14 protein-coding genes are annotated in these 20,759 nt (G+C 57.1%); 4 read left to right on the forward strand and 10 right to left on the reverse strand.

The features are described 5' to 3' along the window. Positions 1–36: 36 nt before the first annotated feature. A complete protein-coding gene (locus tag ACAM27_RS11945; protein WP_222197503.1) occupies positions 37–585 on the reverse strand; it encodes a hypothetical protein in 549 nt (182 codons plus the stop codon). Positions 586–801: 216 nt separating this feature from the next. Between ACAM27_RS11945 and pabB the strand changes: the two genes are divergently transcribed. After that, a complete protein-coding gene (gene pabB / locus ACAM27_RS11950) occupies positions 802–2,151 on the forward strand; it encodes an aminodeoxychorismate synthase component I (protein WP_222197502.1) in 1,350 nt (449 codons plus the stop codon). 48 nt (positions 2,152–2,199) lie between these two features. Here the strand turns inward: pabB and thrH are convergent, their stop codons facing one another. After that, a complete protein-coding gene (thrH, locus tag ACAM27_RS11955; protein ID WP_022991156.1) occupies positions 2,200–2,814 on the reverse strand; it encodes a bifunctional phosphoserine phosphatase/homoserine phosphotransferase ThrH in 615 nt (204 codons plus the stop codon). A 206-nt stretch (positions 2,815–3,020) separates the two neighbouring features. Here thrH and ACAM27_RS11960 point away from each other — a divergent pair, with 206 nt between their 5' ends. Continuing rightward, entirely contained in the window at positions 3,021–3,746 is a 726-nt protein-coding gene (locus tag ACAM27_RS11960) for a phosphoadenylyl-sulfate reductase (RefSeq protein WP_081496559.1), read from the forward strand. Positions 3,747–3,819: 73 nt separating this feature from the next. Here ACAM27_RS11960 and cysB read toward each other — a convergent pair whose 3' ends face one another. Then, positions 3,820–4,797 carry an HTH-type transcriptional regulator CysB gene (gene cysB, locus ACAM27_RS11965; RefSeq protein ID WP_014421354.1) on the reverse strand — a complete coding sequence of 326 codons (978 nt, stop codon included), beginning with the start codon at positions 4,795–4,797 and terminating at the stop codon, positions 3,820–3,822. A gap of 260 nt (positions 4,798–5,057) precedes the next feature. On the opposite strand from cysB, the gene ACAM27_RS11970 reads away from it, so the two are divergent. Then, positions 5,058–7,808 carry a LuxR C-terminal-related transcriptional regulator gene (locus ACAM27_RS11970; protein WP_369612016.1) on the forward strand — a complete coding sequence of 917 codons (2,751 nt, stop codon included), beginning with the start codon at positions 5,058–5,060 and terminating at the stop codon, positions 7,806–7,808. A gap of 250 nt (positions 7,809–8,058) precedes the next feature. Here ACAM27_RS11970 and dinG read toward each other — a convergent pair whose 3' ends face one another. Genes dinG through ACAM27_RS11995 form a run of 5 tightly spaced genes read right to left on the reverse strand, consistent with a single transcriptional unit; the run spans position 8,059 to position 14,986 of the window. Beyond that, a complete protein-coding gene (dinG, locus tag ACAM27_RS11975) occupies positions 8,059–10,236 on the reverse strand; it encodes an ATP-dependent DNA helicase DinG (RefSeq protein WP_369612017.1) in 2,178 nt (725 codons plus the stop codon). Continuing rightward, positions 10,236–10,994 carry a general secretion pathway protein GspB gene (locus tag ACAM27_RS11980; RefSeq protein ID WP_222197499.1) on the reverse strand — a complete coding sequence of 253 codons (759 nt, stop codon included), beginning with the start codon at positions 10,992–10,994 and terminating at the stop codon, positions 10,236–10,238. The genes dinG and ACAM27_RS11980 overlap by 1 nt, the downstream gene beginning before the upstream one ends. Before the next feature lie 3 nt (positions 10,995–10,997). Continuing rightward, positions 10,998–12,686 carry an ExeA family protein gene (locus tag ACAM27_RS11985; RefSeq protein WP_369612018.1) on the reverse strand — a complete coding sequence of 563 codons (1,689 nt, stop codon included), beginning with the start codon at positions 12,684–12,686 and terminating at the stop codon, positions 10,998–11,000. Between the two features lie 6 nt (positions 12,687–12,692). Then, on the reverse strand, positions 12,693–14,180 hold the full coding sequence (locus tag ACAM27_RS11990; protein ID WP_113880148.1) for a DUF3336 domain-containing protein: 1,488 nt from the start codon (positions 14,178–14,180) through the stop codon (positions 12,693–12,695). Positions 14,181–14,203: 23 nt separating this feature from the next. Next, on the reverse strand, positions 14,204–14,986 hold the full coding sequence (locus ACAM27_RS11995; protein WP_014421348.1) for a VacJ family lipoprotein: 783 nt from the start codon (positions 14,984–14,986) through the stop codon (positions 14,204–14,206). An 88-nt stretch (positions 14,987–15,074) separates the two neighbouring features. On the opposite strand from ACAM27_RS11995, the gene ACAM27_RS12000 reads away from it, so the two are divergent. Beyond that, positions 15,075–15,482 (forward strand): thioesterase family protein, encoded by a 408-nt coding sequence (locus tag ACAM27_RS12000; RefSeq protein WP_014421347.1) that lies wholly within the window; start codon positions 15,075–15,077, stop codon positions 15,480–15,482. Positions 15,483–15,488: 6 nt separating this feature from the next. Here the strand turns inward: ACAM27_RS12000 and ACAM27_RS12005 are convergent, their stop codons facing one another. Continuing rightward, positions 15,489–16,610, reverse strand: a complete 1,122-nt coding sequence (locus tag ACAM27_RS12005) for a beta-ketoacyl-ACP synthase III (RefSeq protein WP_369612019.1) — start codon at positions 16,608–16,610, stop codon at positions 15,489–15,491. 126 nt (positions 16,611–16,736) lie between these two features. Then, on the reverse strand, positions 16,737–20,657 hold the full coding sequence (gene hrpA, locus ACAM27_RS12010; RefSeq protein WP_369612020.1) for an ATP-dependent RNA helicase HrpA: 3,921 nt from the start codon (positions 20,655–20,657) through the stop codon (positions 16,737–16,739). Positions 20,658–20,759 lie beyond the last annotated feature (102 nt).

Below are 20,759 nucleotides of genomic sequence, written 5' to 3' on the forward strand. Positions count from 1 at the left end.
ACGTAATCGATACTTGGATTGTCGGACACAAAAACACTATTCAGCGGGCTCCTCATCCACATTGATGTTAAAGATCCTTTTCTCCATCTCCACAACCACCTGCTCGCCAAAAAGCGCTTTGCCTTCATCAATGGTGAAAGGCACCAGTTGGGCCAGCGTTGGTCCGAAGATATGCTCCATCTCGACCACCAGTACCCGGTCCGCCTCCGACTCTTTATTGGGATTGGCCGTTGTGTAGAACACTGCGGTCGCGCCGATCTTGCCTTTCTTTACCAGTGCAATGAGCGAACGCCGGAGTACCTCAAGGGCGACATCCGCCGGCATTTCCTCAATCTGCTTGATCCGAATCGTTTTGGTCTTGTCTCCCGTGTCGGTTACCACGGCAAACGGTTTTACCCCGCCAGTCACCACGATCCGGTTTTCAAGGTCATCGACCCCCTTCTGGTACATCCGCTCAAACTGTTCCTGGATCATCTTCTTGATTTCAGTTTCGGACGGCTGCTGCGCATTGGCGTATCCCGGCACCATCAGCACCGGAACAAGAAACATCAGAAAGGTCATCAAACGGGATTTTAGCTGTGTCATACCTACTCCACTTTCCTCAAAAAGCTCGCGCAACAGGAGCGCGCGGCTTTCACATTGTTTTTATGCTGGGGGTGCCCTGCTATCTCGGTTAGAATAGCCACCGGCTTTTTCTCTCCGTCCGAACAGGACGCTATTTCATTAGATCAGTGCCGCCGCAAACGCTACAACGCTGTTTTTGTGGCCTGTTTATCATTTCAGCAAGATTCCGGAGGACCCTTGGGCCGGGCAACAACACGGGAACTTACCCGGGCGACCTACCACCAGCTTCTGATGCATGCATGCCGGGCACCCGATTTCGCCTTTCTGGGGAGCACAGGCGATGGCCCCGGCCGAGGCACCCTTTGTGGCTTTTCGGCCATGGCCGTGCGCTCTCTGGAACTGCCCGGCAACAGTTCGGGCCCCATTGATACCGCCAATCTCGCCCGGGAAATGGAAGAGATTGCCGCGCCTTTTCAGGTCGAGCACGGCACACATCAGAGTCATCTCACCGGCGGCTGGATCGGCTATCTGGGTTACGAGCTGGGCTACGCCCGGGAACGGCGGCTGGCTGAACTGCGCCACGCTTCGACCATTCCTTTAATGCACGCCGGGCTCTATCTCTGGACCGCAAGTTTTGACCGAAATAGCGGTCGCTACTGTCTCTGGATTCACCCGTCATGCCCTGCTCCGATTCAGGATCACGTTGAACAATGGCTGTCGGCCCCGGCAAACCACCAGATGCACTGGCACATGGAAGCCCCGTTCGCTCCGGCGCAAACGCCAGAAGAATTCAAATCGAGTGTCGAAGCCGTCAAGCGCTACATAGAAGCTGGCGACTGTTATCAGGCCAACCTTTCCCAGGCATTCTCTGGCAGATTCTGCGGCCATCCCTGGCTGGCCTTCGAGAAGCTCACTGCCGCCAACCCGACGCCCTATAGCGCCTTCCTGAGCGTCGGTGACGCCTCGGTTCTTTCCATATCGCCCGAGCGGTTCCTGAAAATAGATCAGGGCATAGTCGAAACCAGCCCCATCAAAGGTACACGCCCCCGCGGCTCGTCGCCGGAATCCGATATCAAATTAGCGGATGAACTTCAGGCATCCGAGAAAGACCGTGCCGAGAACCTGATGATTGTGGATCTGTTGCGGAACGATCTCAGCCTCCACGCTGAGGCCGGAAGCGTGCAGGTTGAGCAGCTGTTTGCCCTGGAGTCCTACGCCAACGTCCACCACCTGGTCAGCCATATCAAGGCCAGGTTAAAACCGGGAATCAGCCCACTTCAAGCGTTGTTCGATGCCTTTCCTGGCGGCTCCATCACTGGTGCTCCGAAAATCCGGGCGATGGAAATCATTCGGGAGCTGGAGCCACACTGGCGCGGGCCCTATTGCGGGTCTGTCTTCTATTACGGGCTTGATGGTCGGCTGGACAGCAACATCGCGATACGAACCCTGCTGTGCGAGTCCAACGGTACGATTCGTTGTTGGGGGGGCGGAGGCATTGTGGCGGATTCTGACCCGGAGGCCGAGTATCAGGAGACACTCACCAAGGTCAAACCACTGATGGACTTTCTGGAAAAGCTGAAGTTCTGATCTGCACCACAGCCGCACAGCCGCGGCACAGATCAGCGTTTCGAAGGATCAGGCGCTGTGAATCGCGCTCGCCTTCAAAAATTCCTGTTTCAGATCGTCAAAATTGTGCACCGCCGGGAACTGCGGGAACTCATCAATAACGTTCTGGGGCGCGTGGAACAGAATACCCGCCTCTGCCTGGCCGAGCATGGTGGTATCGTTGTAGGAGTCACCAGCGGCAATCACCCGGTAGTTCAACAACTGGAATGCACGCACAGACTGGCGTTTCGGATCCCGCTGACGCAGCAGGTAATTGGTGATCTGGCCACTCTCCGCCACTTCCAGTTTGTGACACAACAACGCCGGATAACCGAGCTTCTTCATCAGCGGCATGGCGAACTCGTAAAAGGTATCGGAGAGAATCACCACCTGGAAGCGCTCACGCAGCCAGTCGAGGAATTCCCGGGCGCCCGGAAGCGGGTCCAGAGTACCAATCACTTCCTGAATCTCCGGCAAGCCATAGCCGTGTTGATCAAGAATGCCCAGGCGCTGCTTCATCAAGACATCGTAATCAGGGATATCCCGGGTGGTTGCCTTGAGTTCTTCAATGCCGGTTTTTTCTGCAAAGGCGATCCAGATTTCCGGGATGAGTACGCCCTCAAGGTCAAGACATGCGAGTTCCACAACGGTCTCCTGAACGATAAATAAAAAGATGAGGCACCTGCGCCCCGGTTGGTGGGCGTATGATATGAAAAAGCGCGGCCAAATGCATCGTGTATCCGGTGTTGCCCATCTTTGATGGCATAAAGATATAGATCCTCATTCCTTCAGGGCATTAAAGGTTTACTGCTAAGCTAGCCACACAAGTTATTGGTACAGACTGGATGATTATGACTGATATCGACTCTCTCCGGGCCGAACTGGATGGTCAAAGCCCCAGGGCGATCCTGAAAGCCGCCCTCGCCCACTATGGCAACATTGCCATTTCGTTCAGTGGCGCCGAGGACGTCGTGCTGATCGAAATGGCTCACAAACTGACCGACAATCTCAGGGTGTTTACCCTGGATACCGGCCGACTGCACCCGGAAACCTACGAGTTTGTCGATCGGGTGCGCAAACACTACGGCATCGATATTGAAGTCCTGTTCCCGGATGCCAAAGAAGTTCAGGACATGGTCAACCGCAAAGGCCTGTTCAGTTTTTACGAAGAGGGTCATTCGGAATGCTGTGGTATCCGCAAGGTTAACCCGCTGCGCCGTAAGCTTGCCACGCTGGATGCCTGGGTTACAGGCCAGCGTCGGGACCAGAGCCCCGGTACCCGGAATGAAGTGCCGGTGGTCCAGCTGGACACCGCCTTCTCAACTGATGCAAAACCACTGATAAAATTTAACCCGCTGGCAAACTGGAGTTCCAAAGAAGTCTGGGATTACATCCGCATGTCTGAGGCGCCCTATAACCGGCTACACGAGCAGGGCTTCGTCAGTATTGGTTGCCAGCCTTGCACCCGCCCGGTGCTCCCTGGCCAGCACGAGCGCGAAGGACGCTGGTGGTGGGAAGAAGCCACACACAAGGAATGTGGTCTGCATGCCGGCAACCTGATCGGCAAGTCTGGCTGAACGGCCCGAAGCTGCGCCCACAAAAAAGCCCGCGTCGCCTTAACGGCCCGCGGGCTTTTCATTGGCCCCAACCTCAGTAGGTTGGTAGCTCGATATCCTTGAACAGCTCCTGAATCTCGGAACGGCTACCCTGGTGGGCCACGGCTTCATCCACCTTTTCCTTGGTGAGATGGGGCGCGAACCGTTCCATGAAGTCGTACATATAGCCCCGCAGGAAGGTGCCTTTACGGAAGCCAATACGGGTGACCGAGGGCCTGAACAGCTTGCTGGCATCCAGCGCCACGAGATCGGTATCCACCTTGGGATCGAACGCCATACTGGCAATAATGCCGACACCCAGCCCCAACCGCACGTAGGTCTTAATGACATCGGCATCAGCTGCAGTGAACACCACTTTCGGGGTCAGTCCCCGTGACTGGAATGCCTCATCCAGCTTGGACCGACCGGTGAACCCGAATACGTAGGTAACCAGCGAGTACTCCGCCAGTTCCTCCAGAGTGAGTTCCTGGCCCTTGGCCAGAGGATGATCCTTGGGAACGATCACGCAACGATTCCACTTATAGCAGGGCATCATGATCAGGTCGTTGAACAGGTCCATGCCTTCCGTGGCGATGGCAAAGTCCACCGCACCGTTGGCGGCCATCTCTGAGATCTGCATCGGCGTGCCCTGATGCATATGCAGGGACACATCCGGGTATTCCTCGATAAAACCCCGGATCACCGGCGGCAGCGCATAACGCGCCTGGGTGTGGGTGGTCGCGATGCTCAGGTCGCCTTTACGCTGGTTACTGAACTCCTGGGCAATTTTCTTGATGCCCTCGACCCGACGCAGGATCTCCCCTGCCTCCCGGATGATGATCTCGCCGCCGGGGGTAATGCGGGTCAGGTGCTTGCCGCTGCGGGCAAACACCTCAAGCCCCAGCTCGTCCTCGAGCAAACGAATCTGTTTGGAAATGCCCGGTTGTGAGGTGAACAGGCTCTGGGCGGTGGCGGACACATTCAGGTCGTGGTGCGCAACTTCCCAGATATAACGCAGCTGCTGTAGTTTCATTAATCTTGTCGCTCCCTGGATTTCCGGCCCTGAGTCAGTGTCTCAGGCTCAACTCGTGAACGCTGGTGGATTCATAACCGGATAATACGCATAAAGGATCAATTTTTCATTCTTTTTTGGTATACAAGACAATCTGTATTCAGTGTAGACCAAATCTCTGGTTTCGCTGGCCCGACAACACCTTGCGTCAACACAGCCCTTGACTTGTGTGTGACAAAGCACACAATCGCTAATCAAACGTGCCCAGATCCCGGGAAGCCATGCTGCTGACAACCAAATTCCTCCGGCCAACACCCGATTCCAGAGCCGTTCAACGTCAACGGCTGGACACCCTGCTGCAACCGGAATCCGGCAAACGACTGAATCTGGTTATTGCTCCGGCGGGTTATGGCAAGACCACACTGGTCAGCCAGTGGTGCGCCGGCAACAGCATGCCCACCGCCTGGCTCTCACTGGACGAGCAGGACGACAAGCCAAGGCAGTTCTGGCAGTACGTGATTGGCGCCTTCGAGCATGCCGGCCTGATCGGACTGGAGGACTGCAAGAAACTGTTGGCCAGGCAGGACGCCGACGAACTTACACCCGCCATTACCGGCCTTTTGAATGTTCTCGCGGCCGATGGCAATGCCTGGTCTCTGGTGGTGGATGACTACCACGTTATCAGTAACGACACCCTCCATCGCCAGCTCGCTTGGTTTCTGGACTATCTGCCACCCGGAATTCTGGTGACCCTGGCGTCACGAACAGAGCCACCGCTGCCCCTGGCCCGCTGGCGCGTCCGCCGCCAGGTTCAGGACATCCACCCCGGTCTGCTGGCGTTTTCCGAAGAGGAATGTCAGGAATTCTTCCGCAGTACGATGGCCATGGAACTGTCCGAGGACGACATTCGGTCGATATGCCGTAAAACCGAAGGCTGGGTCGCCGCCATGCAGCTTTCAGCATTGGCCGGCAAGAAAGAAGCCGTCCTGCCCGGTCAGGCCCTGGGCTCACCGGACAGCCGACTGATTTCCGATTATGTCCTTACAGAAGTGCTTGAGCAGCTTCCCGAAGATCTGACGGACTTCCTGCTGGAAACGGCTTGTTGTCCGCGCTTATGCGCCCCTTTGTGCAATGCCGTCAGGCAACGCCAGGACAGTCAGGAAAAGCTGTCCAGCCTTTTGTCCCAGAATCTCTTTCTGATCCCGCTGGACAACAGCAACGAGTGGTTCCGTTACCACGACCTGTTTCGGGAAGCCCTGTTACAGCGAATCCAGAGTGCCGCCCCCTCCCATGCCTCGGAACTGCAATCCCGAGCCATTGACTGGCTACTGCGCCATGGCCATGTCCAGGAAGGGATTGTCCAGATCGTCCGGCGCAACGATACAGACCATCTGGCGGCGGTTCTGGCGGAACACGGCAACAACCTGATTCATGGCGGCTATCACCTTCCGGTACTTGAATGGCTGGATGCTATCCCTGCCCACAAGATTCAGGACAGCCCGCAACTGCAGATGCTCAGAATCTGGGGCCTGTTTTTCGCAAACCGGGTTGAAAGCCTTGACCCGCTTCTGCTGGAAGTTGAGGACCTGCTGGACCGCCGTGTTGCCGATTCACACCCGGACGCGGAAGGCGCCCTGGCGTTGCACAGCGAGATTTCGCTGGTGAGATCCTACCTGGCCCGCACCCGCAACGATGAGAAAAACGCCTCGGATCTTACCCGGCAGGTGCTGAAGGACATTGATCAGATCAGCATTCCCCTGAAGTCCGTCACCTATTACGGCCTGGGCCTGGATTATTTCGGCAAGGGCGAACTGAATGACGCCGAGGAGGCTCTGGAGTCTGCCGTTCATTATGGCCAGGTAGAGCGCAAAGCCAGTACGGTTCTGTCATCCGGCGGCCTGCTCGCCTGGATTCAATACCACCGTGGCGATACCGATCTTGCTCTTGAGACGACGGGGCGAGTCCGACAATGGGTGGACGAACACTATTCGGACCCCAGCCAACCGAGACTGATCTCCTGCTGGCAAAACAGTGCATTGACAGAAATCTATCGCGAGCGAAACCAGATCAGCACCGCTGACGGGTACCTGGCCCCCCTGCTCGATCATGTACGAAAGGGTACCGAACCGGGCCAGCATGTGGTGATCCAGTACGTACGGGGACACCTCGCCTTTACCCGGGGTGACCTGGAAACGGCGGTTGAGGCACTGGAAGATGCCGTGACCACCGGCCGGCGCCGGAGGGAACACATTGTATTCGAGCCCCCGGCCGCTTCCGCGTTGCTGGCACGCTGCTACCTGGCCTCCGGCCACGCCGACAAGGCCCGCGCCTGTTTGCAACCCGCTCTGGACCAACCAGCGACAAATCCGCTTAACCGGGAGCAGAACCAGATTGCCCTGGCTCGGGTGCAGAATGCACTGGGCGAATATCAGCAAGCCCAGGACACCCTGTCCGCTCTGATACCAGCCGCAGAACGCAACGCGCACAATCGACACCTGGTAGAGATTTTACTGGTGTACGCCGAGGCGCTGGCCCACGAGGGCCGCAATGACGAGTCCGATGCCATGCTGGAGAAAGCACTGGACCGGGCCGAAAACGCAGGCTTTCTGCGCCTGTTTGCGGAAGAGAGCACTGCACTACGGGACATGCTACTGGATTTTCCCAGACTACGAACCCCGGGGCGATGGAACCGGGAACTGCTCGGGATGCTCAGGGATCTGGCCGCCGGACAGCCTGGCAAGGCGTCTTTTAATGGCTCCCGGGAAGCCAATCACCCCATCGATACTGCCCGCCCGGGAGGCGAGCATGTAAATGCCCTGACAGAACCGTTGAGCCAGCGTGAGCAGGAAGTTCTCGTGCTGATCCACCAGGGGCTGGCCAACAAAGAAATTGCTGAGCGCATGTCCGTTGCCCCGGCTACCGTGAAAGCGCACATCAGGAACCTGTACGGCAAGCTCGGCGTGAGCCGGCGCACCGAGGCGCTGGCGAAAGCACGGGAGGTAGGGTTGCTGGAGGGTGTCGCGAAAACGTGATGGACATCACATTTGACACCAATTAAGCCTGGTCACTACGCCCTTTGGACGATCCGTTTACGCCCCTTTAAGCCCTATCATTTAACCATGGTGAGGTTAACGCCTTACCTCGAAATCTGAAATTCAGGCCTTCAGACTTCTTGTTCCGCGTTGTTTCGACGCCCGGGTTCGTTAAGAACCCCTTCCATGAGAGCCACCCCTTGCGGGCTGGCTCTTTTTTTATGGGTCAGTTTACAGATTTGCGAGAAATCTAGTGTTCAATGATGCGGCGAAACGGCGGGAGTGCATCCAATAGCAACTGGCCGTAGCGTCGAGCCACAATCCTGCGGTCCAGAATGGTCACCCGCCCCGTGTCCTGTTCCGTTCGCAGCAGGCGGCCAACGGCCTGCACCAGTTTGACAGAAGCATCCGGCACCGTGATTTCCATAAAGGGATTGCCTCCGCGCTGGGTCACCCACTCGGCCAGACTGGCTTCAATGGGGTCATCCGGTACCGAAAAGGGCAATCGGGTGATAACCACGTGGTGCAGATAGCGCCCCGGCAGGTCAATGCCCTCTGCAAAACTGGCCACACCAAACAGTACACTGGGCTTACCTTCGTCAACCCGGCTGCAATGCACCCTGAGCACCTCATTCTTGGCCATATCGTCCTGGGTCAGGATCAGTTCCGGGTATTCAGGCGCCAGCGCATCACGAACCTGCTGCATCTGACGGCGCGACGTGAACAGGACCAGTGTCGCCTTTTCTCCGGCCCAGAGCTCCGGTAAACGCTTGACCAGGGCATCGGCGAAACCATCGTCGGTAGGCATCGCGACCATGGCCGGCACTTCCACCGTCGCCATTTCGGCGTACCGGAAAGAACTGGGCACTACCAGATAACGGCTGGCCTCAGGCAATCCGGCCCGTGAACGAAGGCGATCAAAGCGCCCGAGCGCCGTCAGCGTGGCGCTGGTAAGTACCGCTCCGTAAGCCCTCGACCACAATCTCGAATACAGCAGGTTATCGGCCAGTACCGGCGAGCAGAACAAGGTAATGTCTTCAGCATGGTCCCAACGCTGGCGCACTGCCCACCTTGCCGCCGGTGGGCCTTTACGGGCAGGAACTTCGACCACCGGCTTCTCTTCATCACTGACGATGGCGACACCTTCGCTCCAGGCAATCCACAACCGCAGCTGATCTTCCGCCCTTGCATGAAAGGAACCTACTACCGGATACCAGGAATCTGCTGTGTCCCGGTCCAGCTCGGGATCCTTGCGCTCATCGAATGCGCTCTGGAGTTCATCGACCAATGTTCCGAGGTGCCGACACAACCCTGCCGTGGCGATTCGTGTTTCCCCAGCCAGTTCGGCCAGCTTCTCGGGCAAGGCACCATCCGGATACCGCCACTGGGCACTGCGGCGCTCTTCGTTGAATTCCCAGCCGGTATTCTGCTCAACCTCTTCGTACACGCGAGTGAGAGCCAGGTCCAAGTCCCGGCCCGCGGTACTGATCTTTTCAACCGCTTTGGCGGCCTGGGAGCCCGCTGGAAGCCAGGGCTGCATCTTGACCAGCGCCTGGGAAAGCTGTTTCAGCCATTGCCGGGTGGAGTTCAGCGGCACTGACGCGGCGAAATGGTTCAGGGCCTTGTCTGGCAGGTGATGGGCTTCATCGAAGATGAACAGCGCGTTCTCTGGCTCCGGGAGAATGGCGCCACCGCCCAGGGCCAGATCCGCCAGCACCAGGTCATGATTGGCCACCACCACATCGGCATCGTCCAGATCCTTGCGGGCATCAAAGAACGCACAACTGTCAAAGTAGGCGCAGTGCCGGTTGGTGCACTGGCGATGATCAGTCGTCACCTGACGCCAGATTTCATCGGGAATCTGTTCCGGCCAGTGATCCCGGTCACCGTCCCAGTCCCGGGAACCATAACTGGCAAGCATGTTTTCAAAGGTGGCCCGGCTACGGGCTTCGTCGTCTACCGGCTGATCCAACAGGAACAAGGGCATGGTATCGCTGTCACCATGGCCCTCATCGTGCAGCCTCGCTTCCAGTCGCGACATACACAGGTAACGACCACGGCCTTTGGCAAGAGTCCAGCTGAAATCCAGCTTGCTGTGTTTACGCAGGTCCGGCAGATCTTTCAGAACGATTTGATCCTGAAGCGCCACCGTGGCGGTGGAAATCACCAGAGTCTTGCCAAGGGCTTTCGCCACCGGAATGGCGGCGATGAGGTAGGCCAGCGTTTTACCTGTACCGGTCCCAGCCTCCACCACGCAGGTAGCTGGCGGGGAAGTGCGCTGGCCATCGTTGTCGGTGATCTCCCCCATGTACCGGGCAATCTCCGCAATCATCAAGCGCTGGCCATAACGGGCACGGATATCCTTGCCCGCCAACACATCCCGATAGGCTTGCTGAATTTGCTGTTTAACGTCCTCTGTCAGCGCCATTATCTCGGGCTCACCCAGTCACGTACGGTACCTACACGGAAAAACTGGCCGTTCTTGCTGAGCACCACACCGTCTTCGGTAATACGTTCTACCAACAGCGGCCCAAAGCCATCTCCCGGCTTCAGGTAATGGCCATTGATCATGACACGACTGGCGGAGGGATCAGATGCAAATATGTGACTGTTAAAGGTCAAATCAGGGACACTCTTCTGAAAAGAAAGGGGTAGTTCCACAAGGTGAGGCACCCTGCCCTGCGGCACCCGTTCCGTCAAGGCAGATTGTGGCAACGGCTCACTTTCGGACCGACTTGGAACAATGACGACAGGTTCGTCCCAGGACTGCTGGTTGACGCCGGGCTCATCTGACATGGCATCACCATCTGCCTCAGTGACCACGCCTGTACCTGTTGCCTGAGATAGGTCCTGCCCTCCGGATACCCGGACCGGATCCGCTATTTCAGTCTCTGCAAGCGGCTCAGGCTCAGGCTGAGCCGCCGGCACATCGGGTACCGGTTCGGACTGTTCCTGGGCTACAGCAGGAGCCTCCTTCACCGTCACGATCTTTGCGTCTCGCTCCGGCCAGAACAACCAGGCCAGCACACACGCGTTCACTAACAAGGCCAGTGCAACCCACACCACGGCCGATACCGGCTTACGTTTGGGGCGGTAAACCATCTGTACCGGTTGTCCGAGATCAGGCGCTTTGCCCTGTCGGCGCTCCGCTTCGGATTTTCGGAGCGCATCGAGAATATACGACATACGCTAACCGCTCCTGACCATCACCGACGAAACCAGACGAGGAATATTCTCGGCCAGATCGTTGTTCATCTGGATAATGGTCATGGCGCCTGCAATACCATCCACAGTGAGCCCGCGTTTTTCCTGATACCAGCGCACCTGGTCCGTCATCTCCATACGCTTGACCCGGGCCGCCTCCTGCCCACTGCTGCTCAGACGCTCTGCAAGTTCCATCATCCGGGCACCGATCCATAGTTGCTGGCCGGAGTCATCGCCGTAGAAACCATCGCCGGTCATGAATTCAGGAATTCGCCAAAGTACCCTGAAATCACCGTACCAGTATTCCTCAATCTCGCGAAACGGCACTTGTTGGCTGCCCACCGGCGTCGCAATCATGGCCAGCTCACCATCCAGCTGTTCCACAACTACCTGGCGGGTACGACCGCGTTCATCCCTTAACTGAAGGATGGCCGGCCGATTGATAAACTCCAGGCTTCTCCGACTGCCCTGGCGTTCAAGGCAGGCCAGCCCTACCGTTGCGGCGTAATCACAGGCGATCGGGTTGGCCGACGGTTCATAATTCTTGCCCCACAGATCAAACAAAGCGCCGAAGGCCTCAGCCAACGACTGGGTGTGCTGGTTGAACACGAACCCCTGCGATGTTGGCTCCGGCGCCACGATTTCCGGCTGGTCAGAATCTGATACCGTTTGCGGCTCAGGCTCTGCCTCCCGTTCAATCACACCTGCAACGGACCGTTCGGCCTTGGGCTCGGCGAGTGCCGGGGTGGGTGAACCAGGAAGTTCAAGCAGCCACAAGGTGCCAATGATGGCCAGTATGACCGAGGCGACAACCAACCATACATGACTGCCCCGGCTTCGGAACGTCCGGCCGGCCGGGGCCATCGCCAGCCCGCCATTGACCTCTTTTGCCGCTTTGCGAATGTGGGTGACGGAGATCAGATGATCTCCCTCCGCATAGGCGCCGAGCAGTGCCCGGTCGCTGATCAGATTGATAAGCCGGGGTACGCCCTGACTTTCCCGATACAGTCTACGGACCGCCCCGGGGGTAAAAATATCACCCCGCATACCGGCAACATTAAGCCGGTACTGCAGATAGGCAGGCAATTCCTGCCGGTCTATTGCATCCAGGTGGTAGCGTGCCGTGACCCTTTGATTAAGCTGGCGAAGTTCCGGCAGAGCCAGGATCTCCTGCAATTCCGGCTGGCCAAGCAGAACAATCTGCAGCAGTTTCTTTTCCGAGGTTTCCAGGTTGGTCAGCAGGCGCAGCTGTTCGAGCACCTCAGCAGAGAGGTTCTGGGCCTCGTCAATAATCAACACCTTGTGCCGGCCCGCAGCGTGGGCTTTCAACAAATCCTGGTTGATGCTGTCGACAAGGGTTTTGATACTGGCATCAGGTTGGTGCGCTATTTCCAGTTCATCACAAACGGACGACAACAGTTCCCTGGCTGACAGGCGTGGATTCAGGACCAACGCAATATCCACATGTGCCGGCGCGTTTTCTATGAAGCAGCGACAAACCGTGGTTTTACCGGTGCCCACCTCGCCAGTGATCACAATGAAACCGCCCTGCCCCTGCACACCGTACATCAGGTGCGCCAGTGCTTCCTTGTGGCGATCGCTGAGGTAGAGATATCGGGGGTCGGGAGCGATTGAAAATGGCGGCTCACGAAAGCCGAAGAAATCGTAGTACATGTTTCCTCAGGGCCTGGCCGGGGTATCACCGCTTACCAGTTTGAGTTCCGCTGCGCGCCGGTTTTGCTGTTTCAGGCGGCGAACGCAACGCTCCAGGGTTTTCGAGATCCGTGCGTGGGAGCGGATCATGGATATCTTGGGCCAGGTCGCCCGCTCACCTTCCAGAATCATCTCACGAACATACTCAGGGCTCGGGTTGGCAAGCATACGCCGAAAATGCCGCAGGGAATAGTTTGGTGCGATGGTCACATCGCCGGAGTATCGCTGAGCCATAATGGTATACATCTGGCCGGAAAGCTGCCGCAGGATCTCTGGCCGAACACGTTTTCGAAGGTAATCGAATACGCCTTGCCCGTGGAACTGTACCTCGGATTTCAGCAAGTGGGACGGCAGATTGGTCAGCGACAGTTTTTCATCCTGGCCACGATCAGTCAGAAACGGCACCACGTGAGGGTTGGTCTGGCTGACAATGGTGAAATTTACATCATAAAGGTGCATCAGTCGTTCGATAGGCAGATCGCTCACAACAGAGCCGTCCACAAACTTGAGCCGCGGCATGTAGGGCAGCGAATTACCGTTAAGATCTTTTTTCATCAGCGTTACTGGCGGGAAAATACCCGGTACAGCCGCACTGGCCAGGGCGGCACTCCACACCAACAGGTACGGTGACGTGTAACCGCACAGCAAGCGGGCTTTCTGATGCGCCTGCACCGGAGACACACTGATATTAATACTGCGCCCCGTGCGCTGGTAGGCTTCCTCAAAGGTATAGTCGCCAATATTCTCCCGCAGGCATCGGCGCAATGTGTCCTGGTCCATCAGACCGGTTCCGCGCATGGCGCTTAACAACCCCCGCCATTTCCATGCTTTCAGGTTATGGCTTTCAGGCACCAGCATTTCAGGAATTTCAGCATCGGTATGAACCCCCAGAATGCCGGCGATAATGGCGCCGATGCTGGAGCCGGCAATCACCTGCGGCAAAAGGCCTTTCTCCCAGAGCGCCTTGATAACCCCAAAATGGAACATGCCCAGACTGGCGCCACCACTCAACAGTAAGGTGGGCCGCCCGTAGCTTGTCAGGGTGTCGCGGAAAAACTGCAGTTTGTCATACACCGGGAAACCAGGGACCGGGTGGTCACACAGGTAATCCAGCGACTCACAGACCTGAGTGATGTATTCTTCAATCAGGTGTTTGGTACCGACGCGGGAGCGGGTGTACAGCGCCGGATTCCCCATGTTGCCAAGGTCGTGATGCAACCCTTCCCTGAGCGCGCGCTTCAGGCGCTCGAAATCATTCTGTTGGCGATACTGCTTGAGATTGGACAGGCGATCATAGATCAGCTCGTAATGATAAAGATCGGAGGCAAAATCCTCTTTCCACTCCGCATTGCCCTCAAGAAAATCCAGCTCCAGTGCGGCCGCTTTCCACTGTTCATAATTCGTGGCCTGCGCCAGCATTTTTCGGAAACGGGTTATTCTCGGGTCCTTGATCACCTGTCGCCTCCCGGCTTGTACACTCAGAAATCGTCGAGCATCAGATCGTCATCATCACTCGCGAAAGGATCTTCGGTGATCTTACCATCGTTAATCAGGAATTCACGACGCTGCAGGAAGGCATTGCGCATAAACGTGTACCGATCCCCGGAAATGAAATTCTCCGCCGGGATCAGGTCTGCTCGCTTATCCACAATCTGGAGCATTCGCAGGTAATACCATTCGGGGTTCTCGACCGAGTCCCACGCCGAAGGCAGCATGAACCCGTCCGCCGCCATACCCGTGAAATACCGGGGCGTGGACGGCCCAAGCAACGGCAGCATCAGGTAAGGACCGGAATCCACTCCCCAGGTTGCCAGGGTCTGGCCGAAATCCTCTGGCCGCTCGGGCAGCTCGAAGGCGTTGGCAACATCAAAGAAACCACCAAGACCGAAAACCGTGTTGTAGGTAAAACGGCCAACCGCCACAACCGCAGACTCACCCTTCAGCTGCAGAAGGCTGTTGGTGAAGTTACGGATTTCGGTCAGGTTATTGAAAAAATTGGTAATCCCCCGGTCCACCAGATCTGGAGTGACAGTGCGATAGCCCTTGGCTACCGGCCGGAGAAACCACCGGTCAATAGCATCATTAAAGGCGAAGACCTTTCGGTTCCAGTTTTCATAGGGATCGCCGGTTTCAACCGGCATAGTCTGTTCACCCGGGGGCTCCTGGAGATTCTGGGCCATGGCCGGATTAAAGACCGCCAGGGCCGGGAAAACTGCGATGACCATCCAGGATGACCAGCGCCGGGACTTACGCTCTTTCATGTCGCTCTCTTGGGTTGTTTAACCTGTTCAGTTTCGTCAACAATACCGGCGCTTTATTATTATTTTTCAACCTTCCGGAGGAAATCCGATGTCAGTACCGGGAAATCCCGTCAGCTCCCTCACCATGGCACTGCGATGGGGTGATATGGATGCATACGGCCACGCCAATAACACAGTTTACTTTCGTTTCTTTGAAGAAGCCCGGATTGTCTGGCTTGCCTCACTGGAACTCGGTGGTGCCGAAGACGCCACCGGGCCGGTCATTATAAAGACCAGCGCCACATTCCTGAAGGAGCTGACTCACCCCGCCAATGTGGTGGTGGAAACTTACGCGGACAAAGCCGGAAATACCAGCCTGGACACTTACCACCTGTTGAAAGACAAGGATACCGGAGATATCTACGCGGAAGGCTATGCGAAAATCGTCTGGACGGACCGGGCGACACGCAAATCCACCCCGCTGCCAGACACCTTGCGGGCGCTGGCAGCGAGATAAACAGGCTCAGCGGTGGCGAACCACGACGCTGCCAATGGAATAGCCGGCGCCGAATGAGCAGATCACGCCCAGATCGCCGGCTTTCAGATCGTCCTTGTATTTGTGGAACGCGATGATGGAACCAGCGGAACTGGTGTTAGCGTATTCGTCCAGAATCACCGGAGCCTCTTCCACACTGGCATCGCGACCCAGAACCTTACGCGCAATTAACTGGTTCATGTTCAGGTTGGCCTGATGCAGCCACATCCGGGTGAGATTATCCGGGCTGAGGGAAAGGGATGCCAGGTGGCTCTGAATGGTCTCGGCCACCAGGGGCGAGACTTCCTTGAACACCTTCCGCCCCTGCTGGATAAACAGTTTGTCCGCCTTGCCAATGCCGGATTCATCGGCACGATTGAGGAAGCCGAAGTTATTCCGGATGTTGTTGGAAAACTTGGTTTTCAGACGAGTACCCAGAATTTCAAAACCCTGGCCGGCTTTAGTGTCTTCCTCACGCTCAACCAGTATCGCCGTGCAGGCATCACCGAAGATAAAGTGGCTGTCCCGATCCCTGAAATTCAAGTGGCCGGAGCAGATTTCCGGGCTGACCACCAGCACCGAACGTGCTGCACCATTTTCGACCGAGTTGACTGCCGCCTGCAGGCCGAAAGTGGCAGAACTGCACGCCACGTTCATGTCGTAGGCAAAGCCTTCAATACCCAGGGCTTCCTGCACTTCAATGGCGATGGCCGGATACGGCCTTTGCAGGTTGGAACAGGCAACAATGACGGCATCGACATCGGCCGCCGTTTTACCCGCCTGGGCCAGGGCTTCCTTGCTCGCGGCCACAGCCATATCGCACTGTACCGACGGTTCATCGTTGCTGCGCTCCGGAATGTAGGGGGTCATCCGGTGGGGATCAAGAATACCTTCCCGATCAATAACATGCCGGCGCTTGATGCCAGAGGCTTTTTCAATAAAGGCAGAGGACGAGGGTTGCAGGGCAGCGACCTCACCACGGGCAATTTCGTCGGCATGCTCGTTGTTGAACAGCTCCACGTACTGATTGAACGCTTCAACCAGTTCATCATTCTCGATAATGGCGGGCGGCGTATACAGGCCGGTTCCGCTGATGACGGCTTTAATCACAATAACCCCACGTCACAATTATAAAAACGGTTTCTGACATCACGATGTCAGAAATACTAACACAGTCCGGCAGAATTGCCCGTGGGACTATCGTCCAGTGGCCCCGTTATAGTGCATCCGAAAACGTTATATACGGGTCTTTTCCCATTGTTTATCCAACCGCTTCGCCGAAACCGTCATTACCGTGCCCAGTTGTTGGGCAAAAAACGACACCCGGAACTCCTCCATCATCCAGCGGTAGGTTTCCAGCTCCGGGTCTCGCACGCCCTGGCGCTTCTGTTGCTCCAGTTTCGCGGCATACCGCGCCCATAATGGCTCAATGGTGTGAAGAAATTCCCGCTCACGCCCCATTTCCCGCGCCATTTTTTCCAACCGGATGTCCGCTGCTTCAAAGTAGGTGCCGAACCGTTCCAGCCACTGAGCCGGGGTATTGACCAGGAAACCCGGATATACCAGATGTTGCAACTGGAACTTGAGGTCGGCCATGCTTGCTGCCAGCGCCAGATTAATCTTGCCCTTGAGCTGTTTCGCGACTTTCTGGTAGCCGTTCATGGCCTGAAACAGGCGCTCATCAGCAGCTTCCAGAGCAGGAATGAAGTCACCCCGGTGGAGGTCGAACAGCTCTGCGAACGCCTGTTCGGTTCTGGGCAGTTGGTCCGCCAGAAAATGCTGCATAACCGTCGACAACACCAGATCATCCAGCAGTCCCTTTGCCTGGCCGATCGGTGCAAACATCAACGCAGACTGCTTGAACCGAGGCAGCTTTCGTTCAAGATCCGCCAGGGTATTGCCGAACCGGTTCACAATCAGCCGCGCAACGCCGCGACGATGGGCATCCTCTGCGGTGAGCTTGTCCAGACAACGAGAAGCCCGCACCTTATTACCCAGATCTTCCAGAGCCGGGTACACCGTGACCTGCATACCGCCTTTTTCTGTTTGAACCTGCTCCGGGAAGTTGCCGAATTGCCAGTCGGTGTATTCACCCGCCTGTTTTTTCCCGGGTTCATCTCTCGTCGCCGAGGCCAGCGCTTCTTCGGCCCGGCCCTCCAGTCTGGCCTGGAGCTCATCGGTGTCTCGGCTTTCGGCGATGACCTTGCCTTTATCGCCGGTCACCCTCAGGTTCATCCTCAGGTGGCGGGGCAGCTCCTCCTCCGGCCAGGCATCCGGATCAATCTGGACCCCGGTCATTCGTCGCAGCTGTTCACCCAGTTTGATCGCCAGAGGCTCGTTGCCTGGCTGCAGGTTGGCCAGAGCCGCGTCGACAAAGTCCGGTACCGGCACAAAATTCCGGCGCAACGCTTTCGGCAGCCCCTTGACCAGGGCAATGCATTTTTCCCGAAGCAGCCCCGGCACCAGCCACTCCAGACGCCGGGCGGGGATCTGTCGCAAAGCCATCAAGGGCACGTTGAGGGTGACACCGTCGCGCTCACTGGTGGGTTCAAATTCATAACTCAGAGGGTATTTCACCCCCTCCCATTCCAGGTAGTCGGGGTACTGCTGGGCCGAGGTCTCATCCAGAGGCCTTTGCAGTACGTCGGCCTCTGTCAGCTCCAGCTTCTTCAATTCTTCGGCAGATAATCCTTTCCACCAGGATTCAAAATGTCGGCCACTAACGATATCCGATGGCAGTCTCTGGTCGTAGAAAGCCACCAAAACTTCATCATCCACCAAAAGATCCCGCCGCCGGGTCTTCTTCTCCAGATTCTCGACCGTATCCAGCATTTCGCGGTTACGGGCAATGAACGGCGCCCTGGACTGGAAATCCCCCTCAACCAGGGCACGGCGAATAAACAGATTCCGGCACTCGGCGGGGTCTACCTTGGCGTAGGGAATACGGCGCTTGGGGACCACATCCAGGCCATAAAGTGTGACCTTCTCGTACCCCATCACCTGGGCACGCTTCTGCTCCCAGTGGGGTTCAAAATAGTGGTGCTTTACCACGTGGCCTGCCAGCGGCTCCACCCATTCGGGCTGAATGGCCGCCACCATTCGGGCAAACACCTTGCTGGTTTCGACGATCTCGGCCGCCACAATCCACTTGGGTGCCGTCTTGCCAACTTTGGAACCCGGGAAAATCATTACCTTGCGGTTTCGGGTGGCCAGATACTCCCGCTTTTCCACTTTCACCGCCACCTGGCCAAGCAAGCCGGCCAGAATGGCTTTATGCACTGCGTCGTAGTTGGCCGGCTGGTTATTCAATGTCAGCTTCTGTTCCCGGCAGATCAGGGTGAGCTGGCGGTGAATGTCCCGCCACTCACGCATTCGCATCCAGCTCAGGAAAGTTTTCTGGCACAGTTTCTTGAGCTGGTTCTGGGACAATTCCTGGCGCTGCTCTTCGAACCAGTTCCAGATATTCAGCAGGGTGGCGAAATCCGATTCCTTGTCGTTGAACGGTGCGTGAGCCTGGTCGGCCGCCTGCTGCTTGTCCTGTGGGCGTTCCCTGGGGTCCTGAACGCTCAGGCCGGCAATCACAATCAACACTTCCGCCAGACTGCCCTGCTCTGCTGAGGTCACCAGCATCCGGGCTAACCGGGGATCCAGCGGCAATCGGGCCATGGTGCGCCCAAGCCTGGTGACACGCCGTTTGTCATCGACGGCGCTAAGCTCTTCCAGCAGCTTGTAACCATCGTTGACCTGACGACGATCCGGCGCCTCAAGAAACGGAAAATGCCGGATCTCACCCAGTCCGGATGTCGCCATTTGCAGGATAACGGAGGCCAGGTTGGTTCTCAGGATTTCGGGATCGGTGTATTCCGGGCGGTTCAAAAAGTCCGTTTCGTCGTACAGACGGAAACAGATACCCGGCGCCACACGGCCACACCGACCTGCCCGCTGATTGGCACTGGCCTGGGAAATCGGTTCAATTGGCAGCCGCTGTATTTTCGAGCGCACACTGTACCGGCTGATGCGCGCAACGCCAGTATCAATCACGTAGCGAATACCGGGCACGGTCAGCGAGGTCTCAGCCACGTTGGTGGACAACACAATCCGTCGTCCCTTGTGGCCCTGAAACACCCGGTTCTGTTCCTGGTTGCTCAGGCGGGAATACAACGGCAACACTTCGGTATGACGCAGGTCGGCGTGGCGCAGCACCTTGCTCAGGGCCCGGATCTCGCGCTCGCCTGGCAGAAAAACCAGTACATCGCCCGGAGGCTGCTTTTCCTGCCGTTCATGCTGTTCAATCTCGTCCAATGCCGAGAGAACACCGTCGGTCCAGCCCTGATCCCTGTCGTCCTCGTCTCCAACCAGGGGGCGATATCGAATATCTACCGGAAAGGTACGACCGCTGACTTCAATCACCGGCGCTTCGTTGAAAAACTCGCTGAAGCGCTCCACCTCGATCGTGGCCGAGGTGATGATGACTTTCAGATCCGGGCGCTTCGGCAACAGTTGCTTGAGATAGCCGAGCAGAAAATCAATATTCAGGCTGCGCTCGTGGGCCTCATCGATAATCAGCGTGTCATAGCGATCCAGAAAACGGTCATGCTGCACTTCTGCCAGCAGGATGCCGTCGGTCATTACCTTGACCCGGGACGATTCCGAGGTGTTGTCGGTAAACCGCACCTGGTACCCGACCTGCTGGCCTACCGTCTCACCCAGTTCTTCGGCAATCCGGCTGGAAACACTGCGCGCGGCTATCCGCCGGGGCTGGGTATGACCAATAAGCCCGCGGGTGCCCCGCCCCAGGTTCAGGCAAATCTTCGGAATCTGAGTGGTTTTACCGGACCCGGTCTCACCAGCAATGATCACCACCTGATGGTTGTTGATGGCATCACTGATGTCCTCGACGCGATCGCTGACCGGCAACCCGGCGGGAAAGGTCGCCGGCTTGTGCAATGCCTGACGCTTACGCACCTTGTCGAGCCCCTGATCCAGCCATTGCGCCATCTTTTCCAGGTCCTTGTTACCAGGGTTACCCTTGCAACGGCTTACACGACGAATGATGCGGGCGGCCTCCTGCTGGTTGCAGGCGTCCAGCTGGCTCATCATCGCTTTGACAGCGGCCCGGGAATCAACGGGAGTTTCGGAACGAGTGTTGTCAGTCATTAACAGCTGCAGGCTCATCAATGGGTAGGTGGAACGTCAGGGCGAAACAGTCTAACGAAAACCGGAGCCAAGAAACACAAAGACCCCGCCGAAGCAGGGTCT

This window comes from Marinobacter sp. RI1 (assembly GCF_041155085.1).
Classification (GTDB): domain Bacteria; phylum Pseudomonadota; class Gammaproteobacteria; order Pseudomonadales; family Oleiphilaceae; genus Marinobacter; species Marinobacter nauticus.